This is a genomic window from Nocardia sp. IBHARD005, assembly GCF_052814245.1.
On the sequence record NZ_CP199935.1, the window covers coordinates 66,626 to 85,945 of the forward strand.

Sequence of the window (19,320 nt, forward strand, 5' to 3'; positions counted from 1 at the left end):
TCGGCGTCAAATGGCAACGTGACCGAGGTGACTATGCGGTGACCGCCAGCGTCGCTGCCAGGCCGAACGCCACCGCCATCACGAGCACTTCGGCTGCCGCGTTGCGCAGCGAGATCTCGGCCGTGACGCGGTGGTCGGCGGCCTTGCGGACCCAGGTTCGGCGCCACCACCAGCCCAGTGCCACGAGGCCGCACAGGATGGTGAGCTTGGCCAGCAGGATCCGTCCGTAGCCGCTGGTCAGCAGCGGGGTGATGCCGCCGAGTCGCACCACCCCGTTGACCAGGCCGGTGATCGCGATGATGCCCACCAAGGGCGCGGCGAACGTGGAGTAGCGGGGCAGAGTTACGGCCCATTCACCGCGGGTGCGCAGGACCAGGACCATGGCCAGCAGCAGGCCGAGCCAGCAGGCCGCGGCCAGCGCGTGGATCGCGGCCAGTACCGAACCGAACATCTGCTGGGACATGTGTCCGGTGATCGGACGCAGCGACAGCGCGACCGCCGCGAACACGAGCACCAGATCGGCCGACGCGGTATCGGGCCGACGGAAGGCCAGTGCCGCGTAGCAGGCGATCGCGCCGGTGCAGAACAGGATCGCGATGCCGATCTGGCCGCCGCTGAGCCGGCCGAGGAAGGTGAGGAAATCGCCCGCGTCGAGCTGGGTCACGGCGACACCGACGATCTCGGCGGCCTCGCACAACAGCACGGTGAACTCCGCGGCGAACCAGACACCGGCGAGGGCGGCCAGTGGTCGCCACGTGACCGTCAGCCGGTCGTTGAGCCGGGGCAGCGCGGCGAGGCCGATCACCACCGCGCCCGCGCAGTCGGCGAGCACGCGCGCGAAAGCCACCCACGCGAACCCGCCGGACCGGCGCAGTATCCACGCCAGCACCACCCCGGCCAGCGCGGCGACGACGACCGGCACCAGGACACGCCACTGCCGCAGCGCGACACCGGGTACCCGGCGACCGGTCGTCATCGTCGACTACTTCTTGCGACCGGATCGGCCGCTGAGCAGCGCCACCGCGAGGCCGGCGCCGAACAGCACCACGCCGCCGACGATGAACACCCACACGGGCACACCGCCGTCGCCGCCGTCGCCGGCCTTGTCCTCACCGGGGCGTGCGCCCGGCGTGCCGGTACCTGCCTTGCTGAGCGTGAAAGTCCTTGTCCCGCTCACCGGATGGCCGTCGGCCGAGGTGACCCGGAACGCGATCGTGTACTCACCGACCGGCCCGAGCTCACCCACTTCCACACTGACACTTCGTCCTTCGACCAGCACCGTGCCTTTGGACCACAGCCTGCCGTCCGGACCGACCACGGTCAGTGACGGAAAGTTCTGCTGCAGTTCCTCATTGAAGGTGACGCTGGCCCGCGCCGGTCCGGTCTCGATGGTCGAGCCGTTCTCGGGAACGCTGCTCACCGCGCCGGAATGCGCGCTCGCCGGGCCTGCCGCCGCGAACACGCAGGCGAAGAGCACGGCGCACAGCGCGACGAGCATCCGCCGGGACCGACGCGATGAATCGCCAACGGCGAGTGGATCGATCGCCGGGGCGCGTGTCACGACGACCGCCGGGAGCGCATCACCAGGCCGAGGCCGAGGGCCGCCGCGAACAAGCCGAGGGCAAGGCCCGCGCCGCCCATCCAGCGGGCCACGGTGTCGGTCTCCGACTCGGCGGTCTCGCCCGAAGCGACCTGGTGATGGCCGCCCTCGGCACCGCCCTTCGCGGTCAGCGTGATCGTCGGCGCGGGGTGTTCGGGTTCGGCGCCACCAGTGCTGGGCTGGTCCCAGGCCACGACCTTGCCGTCGCTGTAGGTCTGCTGGGTGGGGAAGTTCACGGTGTCCTGGGTCGGCAGCGGCCCGAGCGAGAGCACGAACCGCTGGAACTGGCCGGGCCCGACGCCGGGGTTACCCGGATCGGCGGACCAGGCGACGGCGACTGTCTCGCCCTTGTCATTGCGTTCGACCTTCGACGTCCAGCCCGGTATCGGCTCGGTCCGAACACTTTTCAGGTTCGGCACGTTGACGCGCAGCGCGGTGGTGGACGCGGTATCGGATTCGGTCGGCACCTTGAAGGTGGCGACGGTGTACTTGCCCTGGGCGGCGCCCGGCGCGTCGACGGTCACGTGCGCGGCCGCCGAACCGCAGGCGGCGAGCACCAAACCCGCCGCGAGAGCGGCGGTGCCGGTGCTACGGGTGATGAAGTTGTGCATGGAATGCCTTGTCGTCCGAAGAATTCTGAAGGGGTCGCGAATCAGGCGAGCAACGGCGGTGCGCGCGGACATCGCGCACCCTTCGGACGAGCCCCGCGCCAGACGGCGAGCGGGGCGACCCAGCGGACGGCTCGGTGGACAACAGCGCAGGGACGGCCGAGCACAGCCCGAACCACGCTCGACGCAACGAGATACAGCCGCTCGGCCACGAGAATCAGTGCGGCACAAGCACCCGCCGCCACCAGGTGCGCGGCGATCATCGGCAGACTCGGTGGGTGCAGTAGTCCGTGATGGTCCAGTGTCGCCGACAGCGCGAAGTGCCCGGCCCACTGACCACCGATCAACGCGGCGGTCGTGCGCATCGCCGCGGGCCGACGTGCCTTCGCGAATCGGTACGAGTGCCTGCGTGGCCAGGTGCCATGGGCGAACATCCCGGCGGTCAGCGAAACCAGCAGCAGCAGTGCGATTTCCGCCGACCGTGGCACGCCGCCGCCGCCGATCCCGTGCGCGGCCACCGCCAGCCCGCCCACGAGTACGCCGCAGCCACCACCGCGTAAGCGGGAGGTGAGCTGCGGCGTGGTCACGGCAGGATCAGCGAACGCCGAGGCGGGCGAGCACGTCGTTCTCGAGCACGGCCAGCTCGGCCGAGATCGACGCGTGCACGGCCTTGCGACGCGCGGCGGGCATCTGCTCGGCCGTGCGCACGGCCACGTTCAGGTCGGCCATGCGCGAGCGGGCCGCTTCGACGAACTTCTCGGTGCCTGCGTCGCCCGCCTTGTCGGCGGCGATCTTGTCGAGGGCTTCCTCGGTGTTGGTGATGCGGGCCTGCAGGCGAGCGCCGTGCCCGCTGAACTCGCTCAGCTGGTCCATGCCGATCCCGAGCTGCTGCGCCTTGCGCGCGTCGAGCTGCGCGCGCACCATCGTGGCGCCGCGGTAGGCCAGCGGGGCGAGCACGGGGATTAGGACCCGGGCCACCCCGATGTACTTGCGGATCTGGCTCGCGCTGAAGAGTTCACGGTCGGCTTTCGCGGCGGCCTTCTCGGCGGCCTTCGCCTCGGCCTGCAGGGTCGCGATCTGTGCCTTGGCGACCTTGTCGGCCGTGCGTGCCTGCGCCTTGGCCGTGCGGCGGTTCACGCGCTCGCCCGCCTTGGCTGCCTTGCGCTCGTTCTTGGCGCCCAGCTTCGCCTCCACCACGGCTTTGTGCTTGAGTGCTTTCGCCTCAGCGCGTCGGCTCGGCCGCCGCTTCCGCTTGCTGAACAACCCCATGGGATCAGGCCCTCCGTCATGCTCGCCAAGTCATGAGGCAGCACCGCCGAGCGGCCTGCCGTTCTTCGTAGCGTAGTGGGCGCAGGGTAGCGATTGGGCATTGTGTCGGGGGTAAGGCCCATACTGCTTGCGTGCGTGCAGCCGAGGACGACTTCGACGGCGGGCCGGTGCGTAGCCCGGTCCCCGCTTCCGCTGCGGATTTCCGCATCGCCTTCCTGGACGCGCGCTCGCTGATCGGCTGCAGGCATCGGCTGCGCCTCGATGCCGAGAATCCGGGCGTGCTCGCCGAGGTTCGGGAGGATCCGGGCGTGCAGCAGCGCCGCGACGCCGCCACCGCTCATCGCACCAGGATCCGCGACGAACTGGTCGCGGCCGCCCCCGCCGACTGGGTGGTGATCGACCCGCAATTGCGTGGTGGGGCCAAGGCCGCGGCGACGATGGCCGCCATCGAGGCGGGCGCTCCCCGCATCTGGGGCGGACTGCTGCCCCAGGAAGCCGATACCGGTCGACGTGGCGGTGTCGAGATCCTGCTGCGCGACGACGATCGCGGCGGCTATATCCCCATCATCGTGGTCAACCACAAGGTCACCGACCCGCGCAGGCCCGACCCGGCCGATTTCCACCCGCTGACCTCGGACCTGTTCCGCTGGCAGCCCCGCCGCGACAAGCACGTGAAACTACGTCCGCAGCCGCGCGACCAGCAGCGCCTCGCCCACCTGTACCGCATGTTGCAGCGCTACGGCATGGCCAGTCCGGCCCTGATCGGTGGCGCGATCGGCCTGGTCGCCGACCGCATCCTGGTGCACGACCTGACGAGCGTGCTCGCCGACTACGACCAGCGCTACGCCGACCGTATCGCGGTGGTGCGCGGCGAACTGCCGACCCAACCGTCGAAGGTGCCCGAGTGCAGGCAGTGCCCGTGGTGGGTGCGTGGACCTGATGGCGAGGCCAGCTGTGAGGCGACGCTGACGCAGATGCGTGATGTGAGCCTGGTCGCACCGGGTTCGCGCGCCGACGTGCTGCGCCTGCACGGGATCGAGACGGTCGACGAACTGGCCGCGTGGGAGGGCGATGACCCCGACGATTGGCAGCACGGACCGTTCGCCGAAACCGTCGTCACCGCCCGCGCCTGGATCGAGGGTGCCCCGCTGGTGCGCCGGTTCGAGCAGGTGAGCGTGCGTCGCGCCGACGTGGAGATCGACGTCGACCTGGAGAGTTACCAGGAAGACGGCGCCTACCTGTGGGGCACCCTGCTCGACGACGTCTACCGCCCGTTCGTCACCTGGGATCCGCTGCCCACCGAGGACGAGGGCCGCTCGTTCGGCGAGTTCTGGACCTGGCTGATGGAGCGTCGTTCCGAAGCGCACGCCGCGGGCAAAACCTTTGCCGCCTACTGCTATTCGCGTACCGCCGAGGACAAGTGGCTCTACGAATCGGCCCGCCGATTCGCGGGCCGCTCCGGCGTCCCGACCCACGAGGAAGTGCGCGCGTTCGTCGACTCCAAGGAATGGGTCGACATGTTCCAGGCCGTCACCGAGCAGTTCATCTGCCCGAACGGCAAGGGACTCAAGAAGATCGCGCCCGTGGCCGGATTCGGCTGGCGTGATCCGGAAGCGGGCGGCGAGGCGTCGATGGGCTGGTACCGCCGCGCCGTCGGCTACGACGACGCCATCGACATGTCCCAGCGCACCCGCCTGTTCGTCTACAACGAAGACGACGTGCGCGCCACCCAGGTGCTGCGCGAGTGGATGTCGAAGCGGGCAGTTGCCGAGGTTCCCTCACTGGCCGATTTCGGACGGTAATACCATCGGGGGCGTGACTGAGCAGCACGTCGAAACCCTCGAGTTCCAGGCCGAAACCCACCAGCTCCTCGAGCTGATGATCCATTCGGTCTACTCCAACAAAGACACCTTCCTCCGGGAGCTGATCTCGAACGCTTCCGACGCACTCGATAAGCTCAAACTGGCCGCCTTCCAGGACAAAGACCTGGTAGCAGACACCGCCGACCTGCACATCGAGCTGGACGTCGACCAGGAAAAGCGCGTCCTGACCGTCCGCGACAACGGCATCGGTATGTCGCGCGCCGAAGTGATCGACCTGATCGGCACCCTCGCCAAATCCGGCACCGCCGACCTGCGCCGCAAGCTGACCGAGGCCAAGTCCGATGCCGCCGCCGAGGAGCTGATCGGCCAGTTCGGCATCGGTTTCTATTCCACCTTCATGGTCGCCGACCGGGTCGTCCTCACCACCCGCAAGGCAGGCGAGACCGAAGGCACCCGCTGGGAGGCCGCCGCGGGCAGCTCCACCTACTCCATCGACACCGTCGCCGACGCACCGCAGGGCACCTCGGTGACCCTCGAGCTCAAGCCTGCCGACGAAGACGATCACCTGTTCGACTACACGCAGGAATGGAAGCTGCGCGAGATCGTGCGCAAGTACTCCGACTTCATCGCCTGGCCGATCCGCATGCAGGTCGAGCGCACGGTGACCGAGGGGGAGGGTGAGGACAAGGTCGACAAGACCATTGTCGAGGACCAGATCCTCAACTCGCAGAAGGCGTTGTGGACGCGGCCGCGCAGCGAGGTGAGCGAGGAGGAGTACAAGGAGTTCTACCACCACGTCTCGCACGCCTGGGATGAGCCGCTCGAGATCATCCCGATGAAGGCCGAAGGCACCTTCGAATATCAAGCGCTGCTGTTCATTCCGTCGATCGCGCCGTTCGACCTGTTCACCCGTGAGCACAAGCGCGGTGTGCAGCTCTACGTGCGCCGGGTGTTCATCATGGACAACTGCGAAGAGCTGATGCCGGAGTACCTGCGCTTCGTCAAGGGAGTCGTCGACGCGCAGGATCTTTCGCTCAATGTCTCGCGCGAGATCCTCCAGCAGGACCGCCAGATCCAGATGATCCGCAAGCGCCTGGTGAAGAAGGTGCTCTCGACGGTCAAGGACATGCAGGGCGCCGAGGATCAGACCAGGTACCAGACCTTCTGGGCGCAGTTCGGCCGAGTCCTCAAGGAGGGCTTGCTCTCCGACACCGACAATCGCGAAACCCTGCTCACCGTCTCGTCTTTCGCCTCCACCGCCTCGGAGTCCGAGCTCACCACGCTCGCGCAGTACGTGGAGCGGATGACGGACGGGCAGGACTCGATCTACTACATGACCGGCGAAAGTCGTGCGCAGGTGGAGAACTCGCCGCACCTGGAGGCCTTCACGGCCAAGGGCCGCGAGGTGCTGATCCTCACCGATCCCGTCGACGAGATGTGGGTCGGCTCGGTCCCTGATTTCCAGGGCAAGAAGTTCCAGTCCATCGCCAAGGGCGAGGTAGACCTGGAGACCGAGGACGAGAAGAAGGAAACCGAAGCCCTGCGCGAACAGCAGGACAAGGACTTCGGCGACCTGCTCGGTTGGCTCGGCGCCACATTGACCGAGGTGGCCAAGGAGGTCCGCCTCACCAACCGCCTCACCACCTCGCCCGCCTGCCTGGTCGGTGACGTCTACGACTTCACCCCCATGCTCGAGCGCATGTACCGTGCCTCGGGCCAGGCCCTGCCGGAGTCCAAGCGCATCCTCGAGCTCAACCCGACCCACCCCCTGGTGACGGGCCTGCGCGACGCCTACGACGCCCGCAAGTCCGACGTCGACGAAGGCAAGGTCCCCGAACTCGCCGAAACCGCCGAACTTCTCTACGGCACAGCGGTTCTCGCCGAGGGCGGCGAACTCAAGGACCCCGCCCGCTTCGCCCAGTTGCTCACCGAACGGCTCACCCGCACGGTCTGAAAGAACAACTGATTTCGCGAGAACATGGGTAACTCACCGGGAACGTCCATCACGCCACCACATCTCGACCGGCGGCCCGGCAACTGACCTTCCCGCCTCCCTGCGACCGGTAAAAGTCGCGGGGAGGCGGAACGGTGTCACCATGGGGAGATGGTGGGGCACGAAATTCGTCGGGCAAGACCCGACGACTACGACACAATCATCGGCGTAGTCGACAACTGGTGGGGCCGAGCCGCCGTCCACAACCTCCCGAGGATGTTCCTCGACCACTTCCACCGCACCAGCCTCATCGCCTCCGACGACAACGGAATGTCGGGCTTCCTGGTCGGTTTCGGCTCACCCTCCGACCCATACACCGCCTACATCCACTTCGTCGCCGTCCGCCCCGACGCCCGCAAATCCGGCCTCGGCCGAACCCTCTACACAACCTTCTTCACCATCGCCCGCTCCGACAACCGCACCACCGTCACCGCGATAACATCCCCCGCCAACTACACCTCGATCGACTTCCACCGCAGCCTCGGCTTCACCGTCACCGGCCCCATCCCCGACTACAACGGCCCGGGCCGCTCCCTGGTCACCTTCACCCGCCCAGTCTGACCGAGCTAGTCGGTCCCCTTGGGGTGCGCCGTCATACAGCGCTCGGTCGAGGTACATCGGTTTTCCTGCTCACCCGCGCGCCTCCGGAGCCGGTGTCGGCTCTGGAGTTTCCAGGTAGTGCAGGTCGGACCCGTCGACGCTGATCTGGGGGTCGGCGTAGGCGCGGGCAGTCTCTTTCCAGGCTTCGAGCGTTGTGCCGAGTCGGTCGACGCGACCGACGGCCAACCCGCCCCGAGCCAAGCTGAGGAATTCGCCCACGAACTCGACCCGAGAGGCACCGGGCAGCAGTTCGATCCACGGAAAGACCAGGGCGAGGCGATCGACCATGCGATCCAGCATCTCGTCATCGAGCGTGACGGCCAGCAGTTGCATGATCGCGGACAGTGTGTCGTTGCTCGCAGCAGAGACTTCGGCGTTTGAGAGCCGCACGGAAGGCGCTGAACGGCGAACGAGGATCACATCCCCATTCGCTTCCATCTCCTCGACGATCCGATTCGGGTCTCGTAGGAAGTCGGACCATTTCGCCGTCACACTCATGTTCTGACGATATCAGAACTAGTTATGAACTGGGTAGCATGCTGGCATGACATTGCAGTGCGTGGTGGTGTATGTCGAGGCGCAGGATCTTGCCATCATCAAGGAGGCAGCCAGCTCCCGTGCCGTCGAGGTCGAGATCATTCGCGAGGCGATTCACCTGGCAGCCATGCGGGTGCGTCGACGAAAGACGAACGGCGCCTTGCTCGGTGAGCAAGACGCCGTCGAATAGGCGACTTCTAGCGCGGGGCCATGCGCAGCGCGCCGTCCATGCGGATGGTCTCGCCGTTGAGGTAGTCGTGGCTCGCGATGTACTCGACGAGCTGGGCGTACTCGTCGGGGCGGCCGAGGCGCGACGGGAAGGGGACGCCGGCTTCGAGGCCTGCGCGGTATTCGGGGGTGACGCCGGCGAGCATCGGGGTGTCGATGATGCCGGGGGCGATGGTGTTGACGCGGATGCCGAACTGCGCGAGGTCGCGGGCGGCGGGGACGGTCATGGCGTGGACGCCGCCCTTGGAGGCGGAGTAGGCGATCTGGCCGACCTGGCCTTCGAAGGCCGCGACCGAGGCGGTGTTGATGACCACGCCGCGCTGGCCGTACTCGTCGACCGGCTCGGTCTTGGCGATGACGTCGGCGGCCAGGCGCATCACGTTGAACGTGCCGAGCAGGTTCACGGTGATGACGGTGCGGAACAGCTCCAGGTCGTGCGGGCCGTTCTTGGACAGGATGCGACCAGCCCAGCCGACACCGGCACAGTTGACCACGATGCGCAGCGGCGCCGGGCCCTCGGTGATCGTGGCGATCGCCGCGGCGACCTCGTCACCGCTGGTCACGTCGGCCGCGATCAGGGTGACGCCGGCGGGGACGTTGTCGCCCGCGCGCTCGATGGACTGGGGGACATCCAGGCCGAAGACGGTGGCGCCCGCGTCGGCGAGCCGCTTGGCGGTGGCGGCACCGAGGCCGGACGCGCCTCCGGTGACAATGGCGGCGGAACCCGAAATCTCCACTGATGGTCCTCTCTGTGTTTATTTGCGGCTGGTGCCGCTTGTTCTCGGCGATTGACTCCGCCTCTTCCCTCCGTACGGGTACTCCTTTGTTGCACCCTTCGGTCAGTCCAGAGGCGGAGGCGCGCCGAGAACGTGCTCCTTCGTCGCACCCCAGTTGTTCGCTGGGCGGGGTACGCCTAGAACTCTATGGGTCGCGGCTTATTGTGCCGCTTGCCAATAGGGGCACCTTAGCGCGTGGGGGTGTGGTCTGGAACACCCATATCGGGCAGTATGGAAATCGTCGTGAACACCGGTGTTTGCCGGTGGTAGCGTGCCGCCATGAGATCGTTCGCCGGTCCTTCCGTGGCCGGACGCAAGGTCCTGATCACCGGGGCCGCACGTGGGATCGGTGCCGCGCTGGCTCGGCGATTGGCCGCTCGCGGCGCCCATGTCGCCCTGCTCGGGCTCGAACCGGAACTGCTCGCCGAAGTGGCCGCGGAATGCGGCGGTGTGCCGTGGCGGTATTGCGATGTGGCCGATCGGGCGCAGGTCGAGCGGGTGGTCGAGGCGCTGGTCGCCGAACTCGGCGGGCTCGATGTGCTGGTGGCCAATGCGGGGGTCGCCAAGCAGATGGCGATGATCGGCGGGGATCCGTCGGTGCTCGAGGAGACCCTCGCGGTGAATGTGCTCGGGGTCGCCTACACGGTGTCGGCGGCGGGCGCGCATCTTTCGCATCCGGGCGGGTATGTGCTGATGATGTCGTCGATCTCCACGTCTGTGCAGTTGCCGCTCGGCGGGGCCTACAGCGCCTCAGCGGCGGCGGTGGCCTCGCTCGGCGCCACGCTGCGCGCGGAACTGCGGTCGAGCGGGGCGAAGGTGGGGGTCAGCTATTTCGCCGGGATCGATACCGACATGACGGTGCGCGGATTCGGCACCGCCGCCGCGCGCACCGTGCTGGGGGAGACCAGCCTGACCGGGATCTCACCGGTCGGACCCGCGGTCGAAGCGCTGGAACGCGCCATCGCGCGACGACGCAAAACCGTCGTCTCACCCTGGTGGGTTGCGTTGGTCCGGCCGTTTCGGCCACTGGCCCAGCTGGTCGTGCAGCGGGTGCAGGGCGACCGCCTGGCCCGCGCCATCGATATCGCCCGTACCGAGGACGCCCCCTTCACCACCGAACAGCCGGCCCGACCCCGCAGAATGGAACGGCAAGCATGAGCGATTCGACACTGCGGCAACAACTTCCGCGTGGCAGGCACCACCTGCCGCGGGAAGAGGTCATCGCCTCTCAGCGTGAGCGCATTCTCGTCGCGATGGGCGAGGCGATGACCGTTGGCGGCTACGTCGGCACGCCGGTCGCGGCCGTGCTCAAGCGGGCCGGGGTTTCACGGGAAACGTTCTACGAGTTGTTCCGCTCGAAAGCGGACTGCTTCAACGCGGCCTTCGATCGGGTGTCGGGCGCGCTGGCCGAGAAACTCCAGACGGTGATCGCCGACTGCGCCGACGCCGACGCGCTCACCAGAATGGACCGCATCCTCACCGCCTACTTCGACCACATGATCGACGACCCGGCCTCGGCCCGCCTGTTCCTGGTGGAGGTCTACGCGGTCGGCCCGTCGGCGATCGAGGCGCGGATGGCCTTGCAGCATCGGTTCGTCGAGGTGGTTGCCACCATGCTCGGCGCCGAATCCGAGGAGCAGCAGTTCGCCTGTGCGACCCTGGCCGCCGCCATCGGCGCCATGGTCACCGGCCGGATCGCCGCCGACGACCCGGACAGTCTGCGCGGCATCAAGGATCAGCTGATCGCACTGGCCGAGCGCTCCGGCACGCTCTACGGCAACGCCTTCGCTCAACCCGAGGTCGGGGAATGACGAGCGCCCTCCCTCGCCAGCTCCGCTTCGCGTCCTCAGCCCGCGATGTCGGCGAGCTCGCGGTCGGCGGACTTCACGCCCTTGCGCCAGACGGCGACACCGACGCCGACCAGCGCGGGTGCGATCACGGCGACCCCCACCGAACCCCAACCACCCAGCGCGGGCACGAACGCGTCGAGCACGGTTTTGCCCGCGAAGAACAGGAACAGCAGGCCCGAAGCGATGGCGATGCCGCGCTCGGGCAGGTGCTTGCCCGCGATCCTGCCGACCAGGATCGCCAGTCCACCCGCGGCGACCATGCCGGCGACCGAGCCGATCCAGACGGCCAGCCAGTTGTTGCTGGAGGCGAGGGCGGCGGCGGCGAACATGGTGCGGTCGCCGAGTTCGGCGAGGGCGAATGCGGAGATGACGACCAGCAAGGCGTTGCGTGCGCTCGGCGGCGCGGGAGCTTCTTCGGAGTCGTCAGTGCTGGTCAGTGCGTCGCGCAGCGTCCAGAGGCCGACCACGAGCAGGGTGAGCGCGGTGACGACGGCGATGGCGTTCGCGGGAAGCGCGGTGCCGAGGAAATGGCCGACGCCCGCAGCGATGAGGTTCACGGCCACGCTGGCGACGCTGATGCCTGCCAGCACCACCCACCAGCGGTAGCGCAGCGAGAAGGTCAGCGCCATGAGTTGCGATTTGTCGCCAAGTTCGGCGAGGAAGAGCACGCCGAAGCTCAGCAGGATCGTAGCGATCATGAGTCAGCTCCCAGGAAAATACTCCGGCCTGCGGCTGAAAGACGGGTGCGCCTCCAGCCACACCGGTCTACGGATCGGTTCGTGGCCGAAGGTCTCGCCCACCGGTGCTGGCCGGTTCGCACAGCCGGACCGCACCGAGTTTCGGCGGACGATCAGTATGTCGACTGGGCGATTGCGGGCTACTCCCCTTCGCTGTTGTCCACAGTAGCCCGGTTGCTCCCGGTATGCCAACTCTTGGTAACCCAAATCTCAATGGGCACAATAAGTTTGGGTATGCGGCGGGGATAGTTCGGTTTCCCTGATTTCAGTCGCACGCGGACCCGTTGCCAGCCGTTCGCCGACCCCGATCCAAGCGAAAGATTCAGGCCGCCAGCAGCATTGCGAGCACAGCGGTGTCGGGATCACTGATCAGATCCATCCCGACCCGGCTCACCAGCGAGGTGATCGTGCCGTCGAGTTCGGCCTCAGCCCACGCCGCGCGATGCTCCAAACCGAGATGCGGCACGCCCGGCAGCAGCACACAGCCCGAGGCCGCGCCCGCGCATTCGGGCAGCGACGGACGGGTCTCCGAGGGCGGATGCAGCATCAGCAGCGCCGGTGGCACGTGTGCGGCGAACCGACCGGGTTCGATCGCCTCGTCCCCGAGCACCGGCCCTTCCGCCATCACCAGTCCCACCGTGCCGGGTTCCGGATCGTCGGGCAGCTCCTCGCGCACCCCGAACACGGTGGTGGTCACCAGCAGCCCTGGCATCGACGCCACCCGCACGGCCAGCACCAGCACCTGTGCCCATTCCTTGGTGGTATCCGGCCACCGCCCCGAAACCACGAACCCGCTCAATCGCCCACGCGCCTGAAACGGCGTGATCCCGATCGGACCCTGTGTATTCATGATGGCCTCCCGACTACCGGGGGCGACTGTGCCCGTATATGACAGGGATAGCCCCTAACCCGTCTGGCACACAAGTACCAAAGAGTGCTAATTGGGCAAAACGACAACGGGCCCGCATGCGAAAAATCGCATGCGGGCCCGTTGAAAGGCCTAACTCACCCGAAGATGAGGCCCTTGCCCTGGCCGACGGCCCGAGCGAAGCGGTCCTGCACGTCGGCCCAGTTGACGACGTTCCAGAACGCCGTCACGTAGTCGGCCTTGACGTTCTTGTACTGCAGGTAGAAGGCGTGCTCCCACATGTCGACCTGCAGCAGCGGGATGATGCCGATGGGCACGTTGGCCTGCTGGTCGTACAGCTGGAAGGTCAGCAGCTTCTGGCCGAGGGTGTCGTAACCCAGGACGGCCCAGCCGGAGCCCTGCAGGCCGTTGGCGGCAGCGGTGAACTGCGCGCGGAACTTGTCGAACGAGCCGAACTGGTCGGCGATGGCCGCGGCCAGGTCGCCGTCCGGCTGGTCGCCGCCGTTGGGGGAGAGGTTCTTCCACCAGACGGAGTGGTTGTAGTGGCCACCGAGGTGGAAGGCCAGGTTCTTCTCCAGCAGCAGGATGGCAGCCAGGTCGCCGGACTCGCGGGCTTCCTCGAGCTGCTCGAGCGCCTTGTTGGCGCCTGCGACGTAGGCAGCGTGGTGCTTGGTGTAGTGGATCTCGTTGATCTCACCGGAGATGTGAGGCTCCAGTGCGCCGAAGTCGTAATCGAGTTCCGGCAGCGTGTAAACGGCCACAATGTCCCTTTCCGTGTGTCGGGCTGTGTGCGCCCAGTTCGGACGACAACACCAACCATCATTCGTACACCCGCCCCGTGCAACTCGCGCACCTTGCCCCCAATTCCCCGAAGCCCCGGTATGTCTCTACCGAAGGGGCCCGCCCTGATCTGGACTGAGTGGAGGGTGCGACGAAGGAGTACCCGGAGGGAGGGAAGATCAGGGGCCCGAAGGGCCCCGCTCGAGCGCGCCAGCGCTCCAAAATTCTCGAGCGCGCCAGCGCTCCAAAATTACAGCGGCGGCGCGATGTCGGCCTTGGTCGTCCGGACATCGCCGGTGGCATGCGCGTCCCACCAGCGCCGCCCACCCTCGATGAACTCCTTCATCGGGATCTCGCGCCCCGCGGTGTCGGTCACGGCGATCTTGTCGAACCACACCCGCACATCGAGCTCACGCGGATCGATGCCCTCCTCCTGGGAGAACTCGATGACATGAGCGGCGATGCGCTGATCGAGCACGGTGTCGAAACTGAGCAGCTCACTCCACAGCGTCCACCCGCTGTCGTCGAGGTCGATGAACTCCCACCCGTGCAGCCCACCGCCGCCGAAGCTCTCGATGGCCTCGTCGAGCTGGTCGAGGGTCAGGGGAAGCACGCGGGCGTCGACATCGTCCCAGCGCTGGATGCGCAGGGAGGCCGCGACGCGGGTGACTCCGGCGAAGGTGAGCAGGACTTTCGTGTCGATCGGCGGTTGTCCATCCGTGGGTAGCGTCAGCACCTCCAGAGCGAGTTGCAGCCGGCCCGCCGCGGCGTCCACTTCTACCCCTAGACACGTGGATTCGGACAAAGCGGTATTCAAGCCGTTGATGTCGAAACTGTCGAGTAGCCCCCTGCTCACGTTCATGTGCTCAGGCTACCGATCGGGCCGCCCAGATCCCAGGATTTAAGATTTTCTCTATTGTTCTCGTTTTTATGGAACCGAATCGGTCCCGCTTGCGTCCAAGTAGATGTCGGGACAGAACACTCCACGAATCCCGACGTCAGCGGCGAACGACCGCTCCGGGATGACATGGAGGGGAGTCCCGGATCGGTCGTTCCCGGCTGGATCCACCCGGGGAGTCGGCGTCGTCGGCAGCCGGTTCCTGTTGCATGTGTGCTGAACGGTAGCTGGGGCCCGCCCAACACCTCGTCCTCGCACAGGCTCGCCCGGCGATCCGCGCGGCATGGCAGGATCGAGGCGTGACGAGCTCCGATGTCCCCACCGTGCCGGTGGGTGCGGTACCCGCCGCGTTCGACCACGCGGACCCGGCGCCGGGCGCGCAGCTGCTCGACGTGCGCGAACCCGACGAATGGAACCTCGGGCACGCGCCGGGCGCGATCCACATCCCGATGGTCGACGTGCCTGCCCGCCTCGGCGAGCTCGATATCGACGCCGAGCTCTACATCGTGTGCAGACAGGGCGGCCGGTCCATCGAAGTCGTCCGGTATCTCGCCCACATCGGATACGAAGCGGTCAACGTCGCGGGGGGCATGGTGGCCTGGCAGCAGACCGGCCGCCCGGTGGTCGCCGACGGCGACCACGAAGCCAAGATCTACTAGTCCGGAAGCGGGGTGCGCGGGTGAGTTCGGTGGTGCAACCATGTGCACGCTGTGGTGCGCGGTGGGCCGTGCAGGGCGCGCCGATGCACTGGTGCCCGCGCTGCCGAGGGGTGCTGCTCTCGCCCGGCAGGGTCGACGCACCGGCCACCCAGCGCAACTACCGCTGGGTCGCGCGCCGACCCGACCACCGCACCCGTAAAGCGGGCTCGACCATCCCGGCCCCGCTCGGGCCGACCCCCCGCTACACCAAGACCCCGCGCTGGGGCCTGCTCGATCCGCCGCCGTCCACGGCCCGCACACCCGAGCGCCCGCTGCGCGGCATCGCCGCAAGGCGCGACCGCCTGCTGCTCGCGACCATGTTCGCGTTCCTGCTCGCCGGCCTCGCCGAATACGGCCGCTACCTGATCCTGTTGCAGAACCGCGCCCGGCTCATTCCCAGCTGGCTGCTGTGGATCTCCGACGCGACGGTGCTGGTGTTCGGCATCATCGCGCCCATCTGCGCGCTGGTGACGGCCGTGTCGCTGGTCGCCTGGCTGATCGAAGCGCGCACGATCGTGTTCACCGCCTATGGCAGGCGTGACCCGCGCAGACGGTGGTCGCTGATCGCGGGATGCCTTGTGCCGGGCGTCAATCTGATCTGGCCCGGCGTGTTCCTCACCGAACTACTCGGAGCCGACCCCGATCCTCGTTCGCACCGCGCCGTGCGGATCTGGTGGGCCGCTTGGGCATTGAGCGGGCTGCTGCTGATCGCGGCGACGCTGTGGCGCGACGCCTCGACCTTGCAGGCCGAAGCCGACGGTGTCTCGTTCACCGGTTTCACCAACCTGTGCGCGGCTGGGTTCGCGGTGCTCACGCTGTGGATGGTGCGCACGCTGGAGGGCCGTGACCTGCGCGGGGGGATCAGGTCGGCGCATCGTTGGGTGATGGCCGCCGATCCCGCCGAGGTCGTCATCGCGCTGGTGGCGCCGGGCGCTGTCGCGGCGCGCGATGACGCGGCGCGCGCCGGCGTCGGGCACGATGAGGTCGAACGCGCGGATTCTGTCCGGACAGGCGAGAATACGCAGGAGGAGGTCGTGGCCAAGTGAGCCAGAACAATCGCGCACCCTTCGTGGTGGCGCATCGTGGCGCGTCGGCGGCACGCCCCGAACACACCCTCGCCGCGTACGAGCTAGCGCTGCAGGAGGGCGCCGACGGCGTCGAATGCGACGTCCGGCTCACCCGCGACGGCCACCTGGTCTGCGTGCACGACCGCACCGTCGACCGCACCGCCGACGCCACCGGCCTGGTCAGTGAACTGACGCTGGACGAGTTGCGCGACATGAACTTCGGCACCGAGGAACAGCCGCAGGGCGTGCTCGCGCTGAGCGACCTGATCGGACTCGTCCTCGACTGGCGCACCCGCCCGACGAAACTGTTCATCGAGACCAAACACCCGGTGCGCTACGGCGCCCTGGTGGAGAACAAGGTGCTCGCCGAACTGCAGCGTTTCGGCATCGCCACGCCTGCCTCGGCCGATCATTCACGCGCGGTGGTGATGTCGTTCGCGGCCACCGCGGTCTGGCGGATCCGCCGTGCCGCACCACTTTTGCCGACGGTGCTGCTCGGCGAATCATCGCGGTTCCTCGGCGGGGGCGCGGCCACCACGGTCGGCGCGACCGCTGTCGGCCCGTCGGTGAAAACCCTGCGTGAGCATCCCGAGCTCGTCGACAAGGCCGCCGCGGCGGGCCGGGCCACCTACTGCTGGACCGTCGACGATCCCGAAGACGTGACGCTGTGCGCCGACCTCGGCGTCAGCTGGGTCGCGACCAACCACCCCGGCCGCACGAAAGCTCTACTGGCCGGAGTCTGACCGTCCGCGGCCCTCGCCGAGCCTGGGCAGGGGGCGCGGTAAGCGAACTTGCTGCTCGGCCATAAACTCCACGCGTGGGTAAAAGCAAGCGGAACAGTCCGAAGCCCGACAGTAATCGGGCTCAGCGTCTCGCGCAGCGGCGTGCGGCGCAGGAGCAGGCATCCGCGGCCGTGACACGGCCGTTCGAGGGGCTTGCCGCCGAATGTGATCTGGTGGCGCTGCGGGAGTTCGTGCCGTCGGCGACCGCGACCTTGAAGCTCGCGCCCGGTGTGGCCGCGCAGCGTGAGGTCACCCTGGCGACGGTGCTGCCCGGCGCCGTGGCCGCGCTGGTGCGGGCGGGCGAGGAGCCGGTCGGCTTCGTCGGCACGCAGATGCAGTTCCGCGGTGACGACCCGTCGGGCGATATCGCGGCGGCGATCCTGTGGACCCAGTCGGCCGAACCCGGCGAATCGCTGAACTCCGCCGACGCCGTCGACGGTGGTCCGCGCCTTGCCGATGTCATCGATCCCGGTGCCGACCTCGAGCTCACCGTGCACAAGGACTTCGACTGGTGGGTGCCCGAGGGTGTCACCCCGGATCCGCAGGTGGCGGCGACGATCGAGCAGGCCAAGCAGGCCATCATGCCCTCGGCGCGCCTCGACCTCGGCCCGGATTCGGTCGGCGCGGCCTGGTGGGTCGACGCGGGCGAGAAGGCGCATGTGCGCTGGGTGCGTCCCGAGGACGAAGACGCGCTGATGCTGGCCCTGGCTCGCGTGCACGCCACCGGTGGCCTGCACCTGGGTGAGGGTTCGCGCTTCGCCGGTTCGTTCCGCACACACGGCCTGCTGGTGCCGGTGTTCGACCTCGATCCCGAGCGGCACCCGGCCGAATGGGAAGGCGCGGCACGGGAATTCGGTGCTCGCCTGGCCGAAGCGCTGGCCAGCGCGGAGCCGATGACCAGCGAAGAACGTCGTTCGCGTGATGGTCTGCGTTCGCGTCAGGTCACCCTGCGCTGAACTCGAAACCAGCCGCGTTCGGCTGGTGAACGTGCATGAGGGATTCGGCTCGCTGCCCGCGAGCCGAATCCCTCTGTGTTCTGGCTAGATGCTGCCGCCCGCGACCGACGGTGCGCCTGCGGCTTCCTTCGGGGTGCTCAGCTCACGCCACATGAACGCCTCCAGGTCGAACATGTTCGACCCGGCGCGATCGGCGATATTGAGCAGCGTGGTCATGTGCGCTACTTCCTCGACCTGTTCCTTCAGGAACCACTGCATGAACTGCTCGCCGAGGTAATCGCCCTCTTCGCGGGCGGTGCTCGCCAGCTGCACGATCTGGTCGGTGACCGTCTTCTCCTGGGCCAGCGCCAGCTCGATCGGCTCACGGGCGGACTCGAACTTCGACTTCGCCGCGTCGATGCCCGAGATTTCCACGGCGATGTCGCGGTCGACGAAATACTGCACGATCATCATCGCGTGATTTCGTTCTTCCACCGACTGCGCGTAGAAACGCTTGGCCAGCTGCGGCAGGTCGTTGTTGTCGAACCACACCGCGATCGCGATGTACTGGTGCTCGGCATTGAACTCATGCCGGATCTGGTCTTGGAGCAGAGTGTGGAACTTGCTACGCGGGGTTTCCGGATGAATCGACATGTTGGCAACATTAATGCTGGTCATAGGGGTTGTCATCCAAGTGCAGCCTTATTGAGGACAGTATTCCCTAACCAAGCATTTCCTAACTCGCACCGGCCATTCGGGGTGCGGTGGCATCTACGCGCACCGTGCCACGCAGTTCGCGGCGGATGAATTCCTCGACATCGAACAGGTTGTCCTGGCGGTCGAGAACGGTGAGCAGCGTGGTCATTCCGGCGACATCGTCGACCTGCTCGCCGAGGAACCACTGCATGAATTGTTCGCCGAGGAAATCATTCGTGTCGCGCGCGGCCGCGGCGAGTGCGCTGATCTGCTCGGTGGTGACCCGTTCACGGTCGAGCAGAAAGGCGATCGCGGCGCGCGGGGAATCGAATTCCGAGCGCACTTCGTCGAGCCGACCGATCGCGATCGGCACATCGCGGTCGAGCAGGTACTGCACCATGCGCATCGCGTGCCCGTGGTTCGCGGTCGAGCGCGCGTAGGTTTGCCCGGCCAGCTCGGGTAAATCCTGCGCGTCGAAATAGACGGCGGCGGCCAGATACTGATGAGCCGCGGTCAGACCGGCTCTTACCTGGTCACGCAGGAGTTCGGTGAACGACAGGTTCTCGGGCATACCC

23 protein-coding genes are annotated in these 19,320 nt (G+C 67.4%); 10 read left to right on the plus strand and 13 right to left on the minus strand.

What is annotated here, in order from left to right:
- Nucleotides 1–31 precede the first annotated feature (31 nt).
- From ACTWPB_RS00290 to ACTWPB_RS00310, 5 genes are read right to left on the minus strand one after another with little or no spacing between them, the layout of a single operon-like run.
- Complete coding sequence (locus ACTWPB_RS00290) at nucleotides 32–976, minus strand: copper resistance D family protein (RefSeq protein WP_446223755.1); 945 nt, start codon at nucleotides 974–976, stop codon at nucleotides 32–34.
- A gap of 6 nt (nucleotides 977–982) precedes the next feature.
- Entirely contained in the window at nucleotides 983–1,498 is a 516-nt protein-coding gene (locus tag ACTWPB_RS00295) for a copper resistance CopC family protein (protein WP_446226540.1), read from the minus strand.
- A gap of 59 nt (nucleotides 1,499–1,557) precedes the next feature.
- A complete protein-coding gene (locus ACTWPB_RS00300; RefSeq protein ID WP_446223756.1) occupies nucleotides 1,558–2,211 on the minus strand; it encodes a YcnI family copper-binding membrane protein in 654 nt (217 codons plus the stop codon).
- Between the two features lie 41 nt (nucleotides 2,212–2,252).
- Complete coding sequence (locus tag ACTWPB_RS00305; protein WP_446223757.1) at nucleotides 2,253–2,795, minus strand: hypothetical protein; 543 nt, start codon at nucleotides 2,793–2,795, stop codon at nucleotides 2,253–2,255.
- A 7-nt stretch (nucleotides 2,796–2,802) separates the two neighbouring features.
- Nucleotides 2,803–3,477: a DUF6474 family protein gene (locus ACTWPB_RS00310; RefSeq protein WP_446223758.1), complete on the minus strand. Its 675-nt coding sequence runs from the start codon at nucleotides 3,475–3,477 to the stop codon at nucleotides 2,803–2,805.
- A gap of 167 nt (nucleotides 3,478–3,644) precedes the next feature.
- Between ACTWPB_RS00310 and ACTWPB_RS00315 the strand changes: the two genes are divergently transcribed.
- From ACTWPB_RS00315 to ACTWPB_RS00325, 3 genes are all read left to right on the plus strand, one after another.
- The gene (locus tag ACTWPB_RS00315; protein ID WP_446226541.1) at nucleotides 3,645–5,279 is read left to right on the plus strand and encodes a TM0106 family RecB-like putative nuclease; all 1,635 of its coding nucleotides are present in this window, start codon (nucleotides 3,645–3,647) and stop codon (nucleotides 5,277–5,279) included.
- Between the two features lie 13 nt (nucleotides 5,280–5,292).
- Entirely contained in the window at nucleotides 5,293–7,254 is a 1,962-nt protein-coding gene (gene htpG / locus ACTWPB_RS00320; RefSeq protein ID WP_446223759.1) for a molecular chaperone HtpG, read from the plus strand.
- A gap of 150 nt (nucleotides 7,255–7,404) precedes the next feature.
- Nucleotides 7,405–7,854: an N-acetyltransferase family protein gene (locus tag ACTWPB_RS00325; protein WP_446223760.1), complete on the plus strand. Its 450-nt coding sequence runs from the start codon at nucleotides 7,405–7,407 to the stop codon at nucleotides 7,852–7,854.
- Between the two features lie 69 nt (nucleotides 7,855–7,923).
- Here ACTWPB_RS00325 and ACTWPB_RS00330 read toward each other — a convergent pair whose 3' ends face one another.
- On the minus strand, nucleotides 7,924–8,391 hold the full coding sequence (locus ACTWPB_RS00330) for a hypothetical protein (protein WP_446223761.1): 468 nt from the start codon (nucleotides 8,389–8,391) through the stop codon (nucleotides 7,924–7,926).
- A 46-nt stretch (nucleotides 8,392–8,437) separates the two neighbouring features.
- Between ACTWPB_RS00330 and ACTWPB_RS00335 the strand changes: the two genes are divergently transcribed.
- A complete protein-coding gene (locus tag ACTWPB_RS00335) occupies nucleotides 8,438–8,620 on the plus strand; it encodes a hypothetical protein (RefSeq protein WP_446223762.1) in 183 nt (60 codons plus the stop codon).
- A gap of 7 nt (nucleotides 8,621–8,627) precedes the next feature.
- Here the strand turns inward: ACTWPB_RS00335 and ACTWPB_RS00340 are convergent, their stop codons facing one another.
- The gene (locus tag ACTWPB_RS00340; protein ID WP_446223763.1) at nucleotides 8,628–9,395 is read right to left on the minus strand and encodes an SDR family NAD(P)-dependent oxidoreductase; all 768 of its coding nucleotides are present in this window, start codon (nucleotides 9,393–9,395) and stop codon (nucleotides 8,628–8,630) included.
- Between the two features lie 318 nt (nucleotides 9,396–9,713).
- Here ACTWPB_RS00340 and ACTWPB_RS00345 point away from each other — a divergent pair, with 318 nt between their 5' ends.
- Nucleotides 9,714–10,592, plus strand: coding sequence for an SDR family NAD(P)-dependent oxidoreductase (locus ACTWPB_RS00345; RefSeq protein WP_446223764.1), 879 nt, complete (start codon nucleotides 9,714–9,716; stop codon nucleotides 10,590–10,592).
- Nucleotides 10,589–11,245 (plus strand): TetR/AcrR family transcriptional regulator, encoded by a 657-nt coding sequence (locus tag ACTWPB_RS00350; protein WP_446223765.1) that lies wholly within the window; start codon nucleotides 10,589–10,591, stop codon nucleotides 11,243–11,245. The genes ACTWPB_RS00345 and ACTWPB_RS00350 overlap by 4 nt, the downstream gene beginning before the upstream one ends.
- 35 nt (nucleotides 11,246–11,280) lie before the next feature.
- Here the strand turns inward: ACTWPB_RS00350 and ACTWPB_RS00355 are convergent, their stop codons facing one another.
- The 4 genes from ACTWPB_RS00355 to ACTWPB_RS00370 all read right to left on the minus strand — a co-directional run bounded on the left by ACTWPB_RS00355 (nucleotide 11,281) and on the right by ACTWPB_RS00370 (nucleotide 14,531).
- Nucleotides 11,281–11,982, minus strand: coding sequence for a TMEM165/GDT1 family protein (locus ACTWPB_RS00355; RefSeq protein WP_446223766.1), 702 nt, complete (start codon nucleotides 11,980–11,982; stop codon nucleotides 11,281–11,283).
- 361 nt (nucleotides 11,983–12,343) lie between these two features.
- Nucleotides 12,344–12,871, minus strand: a complete 528-nt coding sequence (locus ACTWPB_RS00360) for a peptidase (protein ID WP_446223767.1) — start codon at nucleotides 12,869–12,871, stop codon at nucleotides 12,344–12,346.
- A gap of 155 nt (nucleotides 12,872–13,026) precedes the next feature.
- Nucleotides 13,027–13,650: a superoxide dismutase gene (locus ACTWPB_RS00365; RefSeq protein ID WP_446223768.1), complete on the minus strand. Its 624-nt coding sequence runs from the start codon at nucleotides 13,648–13,650 to the stop codon at nucleotides 13,027–13,029.
- Between the two features lie 269 nt (nucleotides 13,651–13,919).
- On the minus strand, nucleotides 13,920–14,531 hold the full coding sequence (locus tag ACTWPB_RS00370) for a hypothetical protein (protein ID WP_446223769.1): 612 nt from the start codon (nucleotides 14,529–14,531) through the stop codon (nucleotides 13,920–13,922).
- Between the two features lie 335 nt (nucleotides 14,532–14,866).
- Here ACTWPB_RS00370 and ACTWPB_RS00375 point away from each other — a divergent pair, with 335 nt between their 5' ends.
- The 4 genes from ACTWPB_RS00375 to ACTWPB_RS00390 all read left to right on the plus strand — a co-directional run bounded on the left by ACTWPB_RS00375 (nucleotide 14,867) and on the right by ACTWPB_RS00390 (nucleotide 18,070).
- Nucleotides 14,867–15,226, plus strand: coding sequence for a rhodanese-like domain-containing protein (locus tag ACTWPB_RS00375; protein ID WP_446223770.1), 360 nt, complete (start codon nucleotides 14,867–14,869; stop codon nucleotides 15,224–15,226).
- 20 nt (nucleotides 15,227–15,246) lie between these two features.
- Nucleotides 15,247–16,311, plus strand: a complete 1,065-nt coding sequence (locus tag ACTWPB_RS00380) for a DUF4328 domain-containing protein (RefSeq protein ID WP_446223771.1) — start codon at nucleotides 15,247–15,249, stop codon at nucleotides 16,309–16,311.
- A complete protein-coding gene (locus ACTWPB_RS00385) occupies nucleotides 16,308–17,075 on the plus strand; it encodes a glycerophosphodiester phosphodiesterase (protein WP_446223772.1) in 768 nt (255 codons plus the stop codon). The genes ACTWPB_RS00380 and ACTWPB_RS00385 overlap by 4 nt, the downstream gene beginning before the upstream one ends.
- A 74-nt stretch (nucleotides 17,076–17,149) precedes the next feature.
- A complete protein-coding gene (locus ACTWPB_RS00390) occupies nucleotides 17,150–18,070 on the plus strand; it encodes a DUF5926 family protein (protein WP_446223773.1) in 921 nt (306 codons plus the stop codon).
- Nucleotides 18,071–18,154: 84 nt separating this feature from the next.
- On the opposite strand, the gene ACTWPB_RS00395 is transcribed toward ACTWPB_RS00390, so the two are convergent.
- Nucleotides 18,155–18,703, minus strand: a complete 549-nt coding sequence (locus tag ACTWPB_RS00395; RefSeq protein WP_446223774.1) for a ferritin — start codon at nucleotides 18,701–18,703, stop codon at nucleotides 18,155–18,157.
- Between the two features lie 82 nt (nucleotides 18,704–18,785).
- The gene (locus tag ACTWPB_RS00400) at nucleotides 18,786–19,316 is read right to left on the minus strand and encodes a ferritin (RefSeq protein WP_446223775.1); all 531 of its coding nucleotides are present in this window, start codon (nucleotides 19,314–19,316) and stop codon (nucleotides 18,786–18,788) included.
- Between the last annotated feature and the right edge of the window lie 4 nt (nucleotides 19,317–19,320).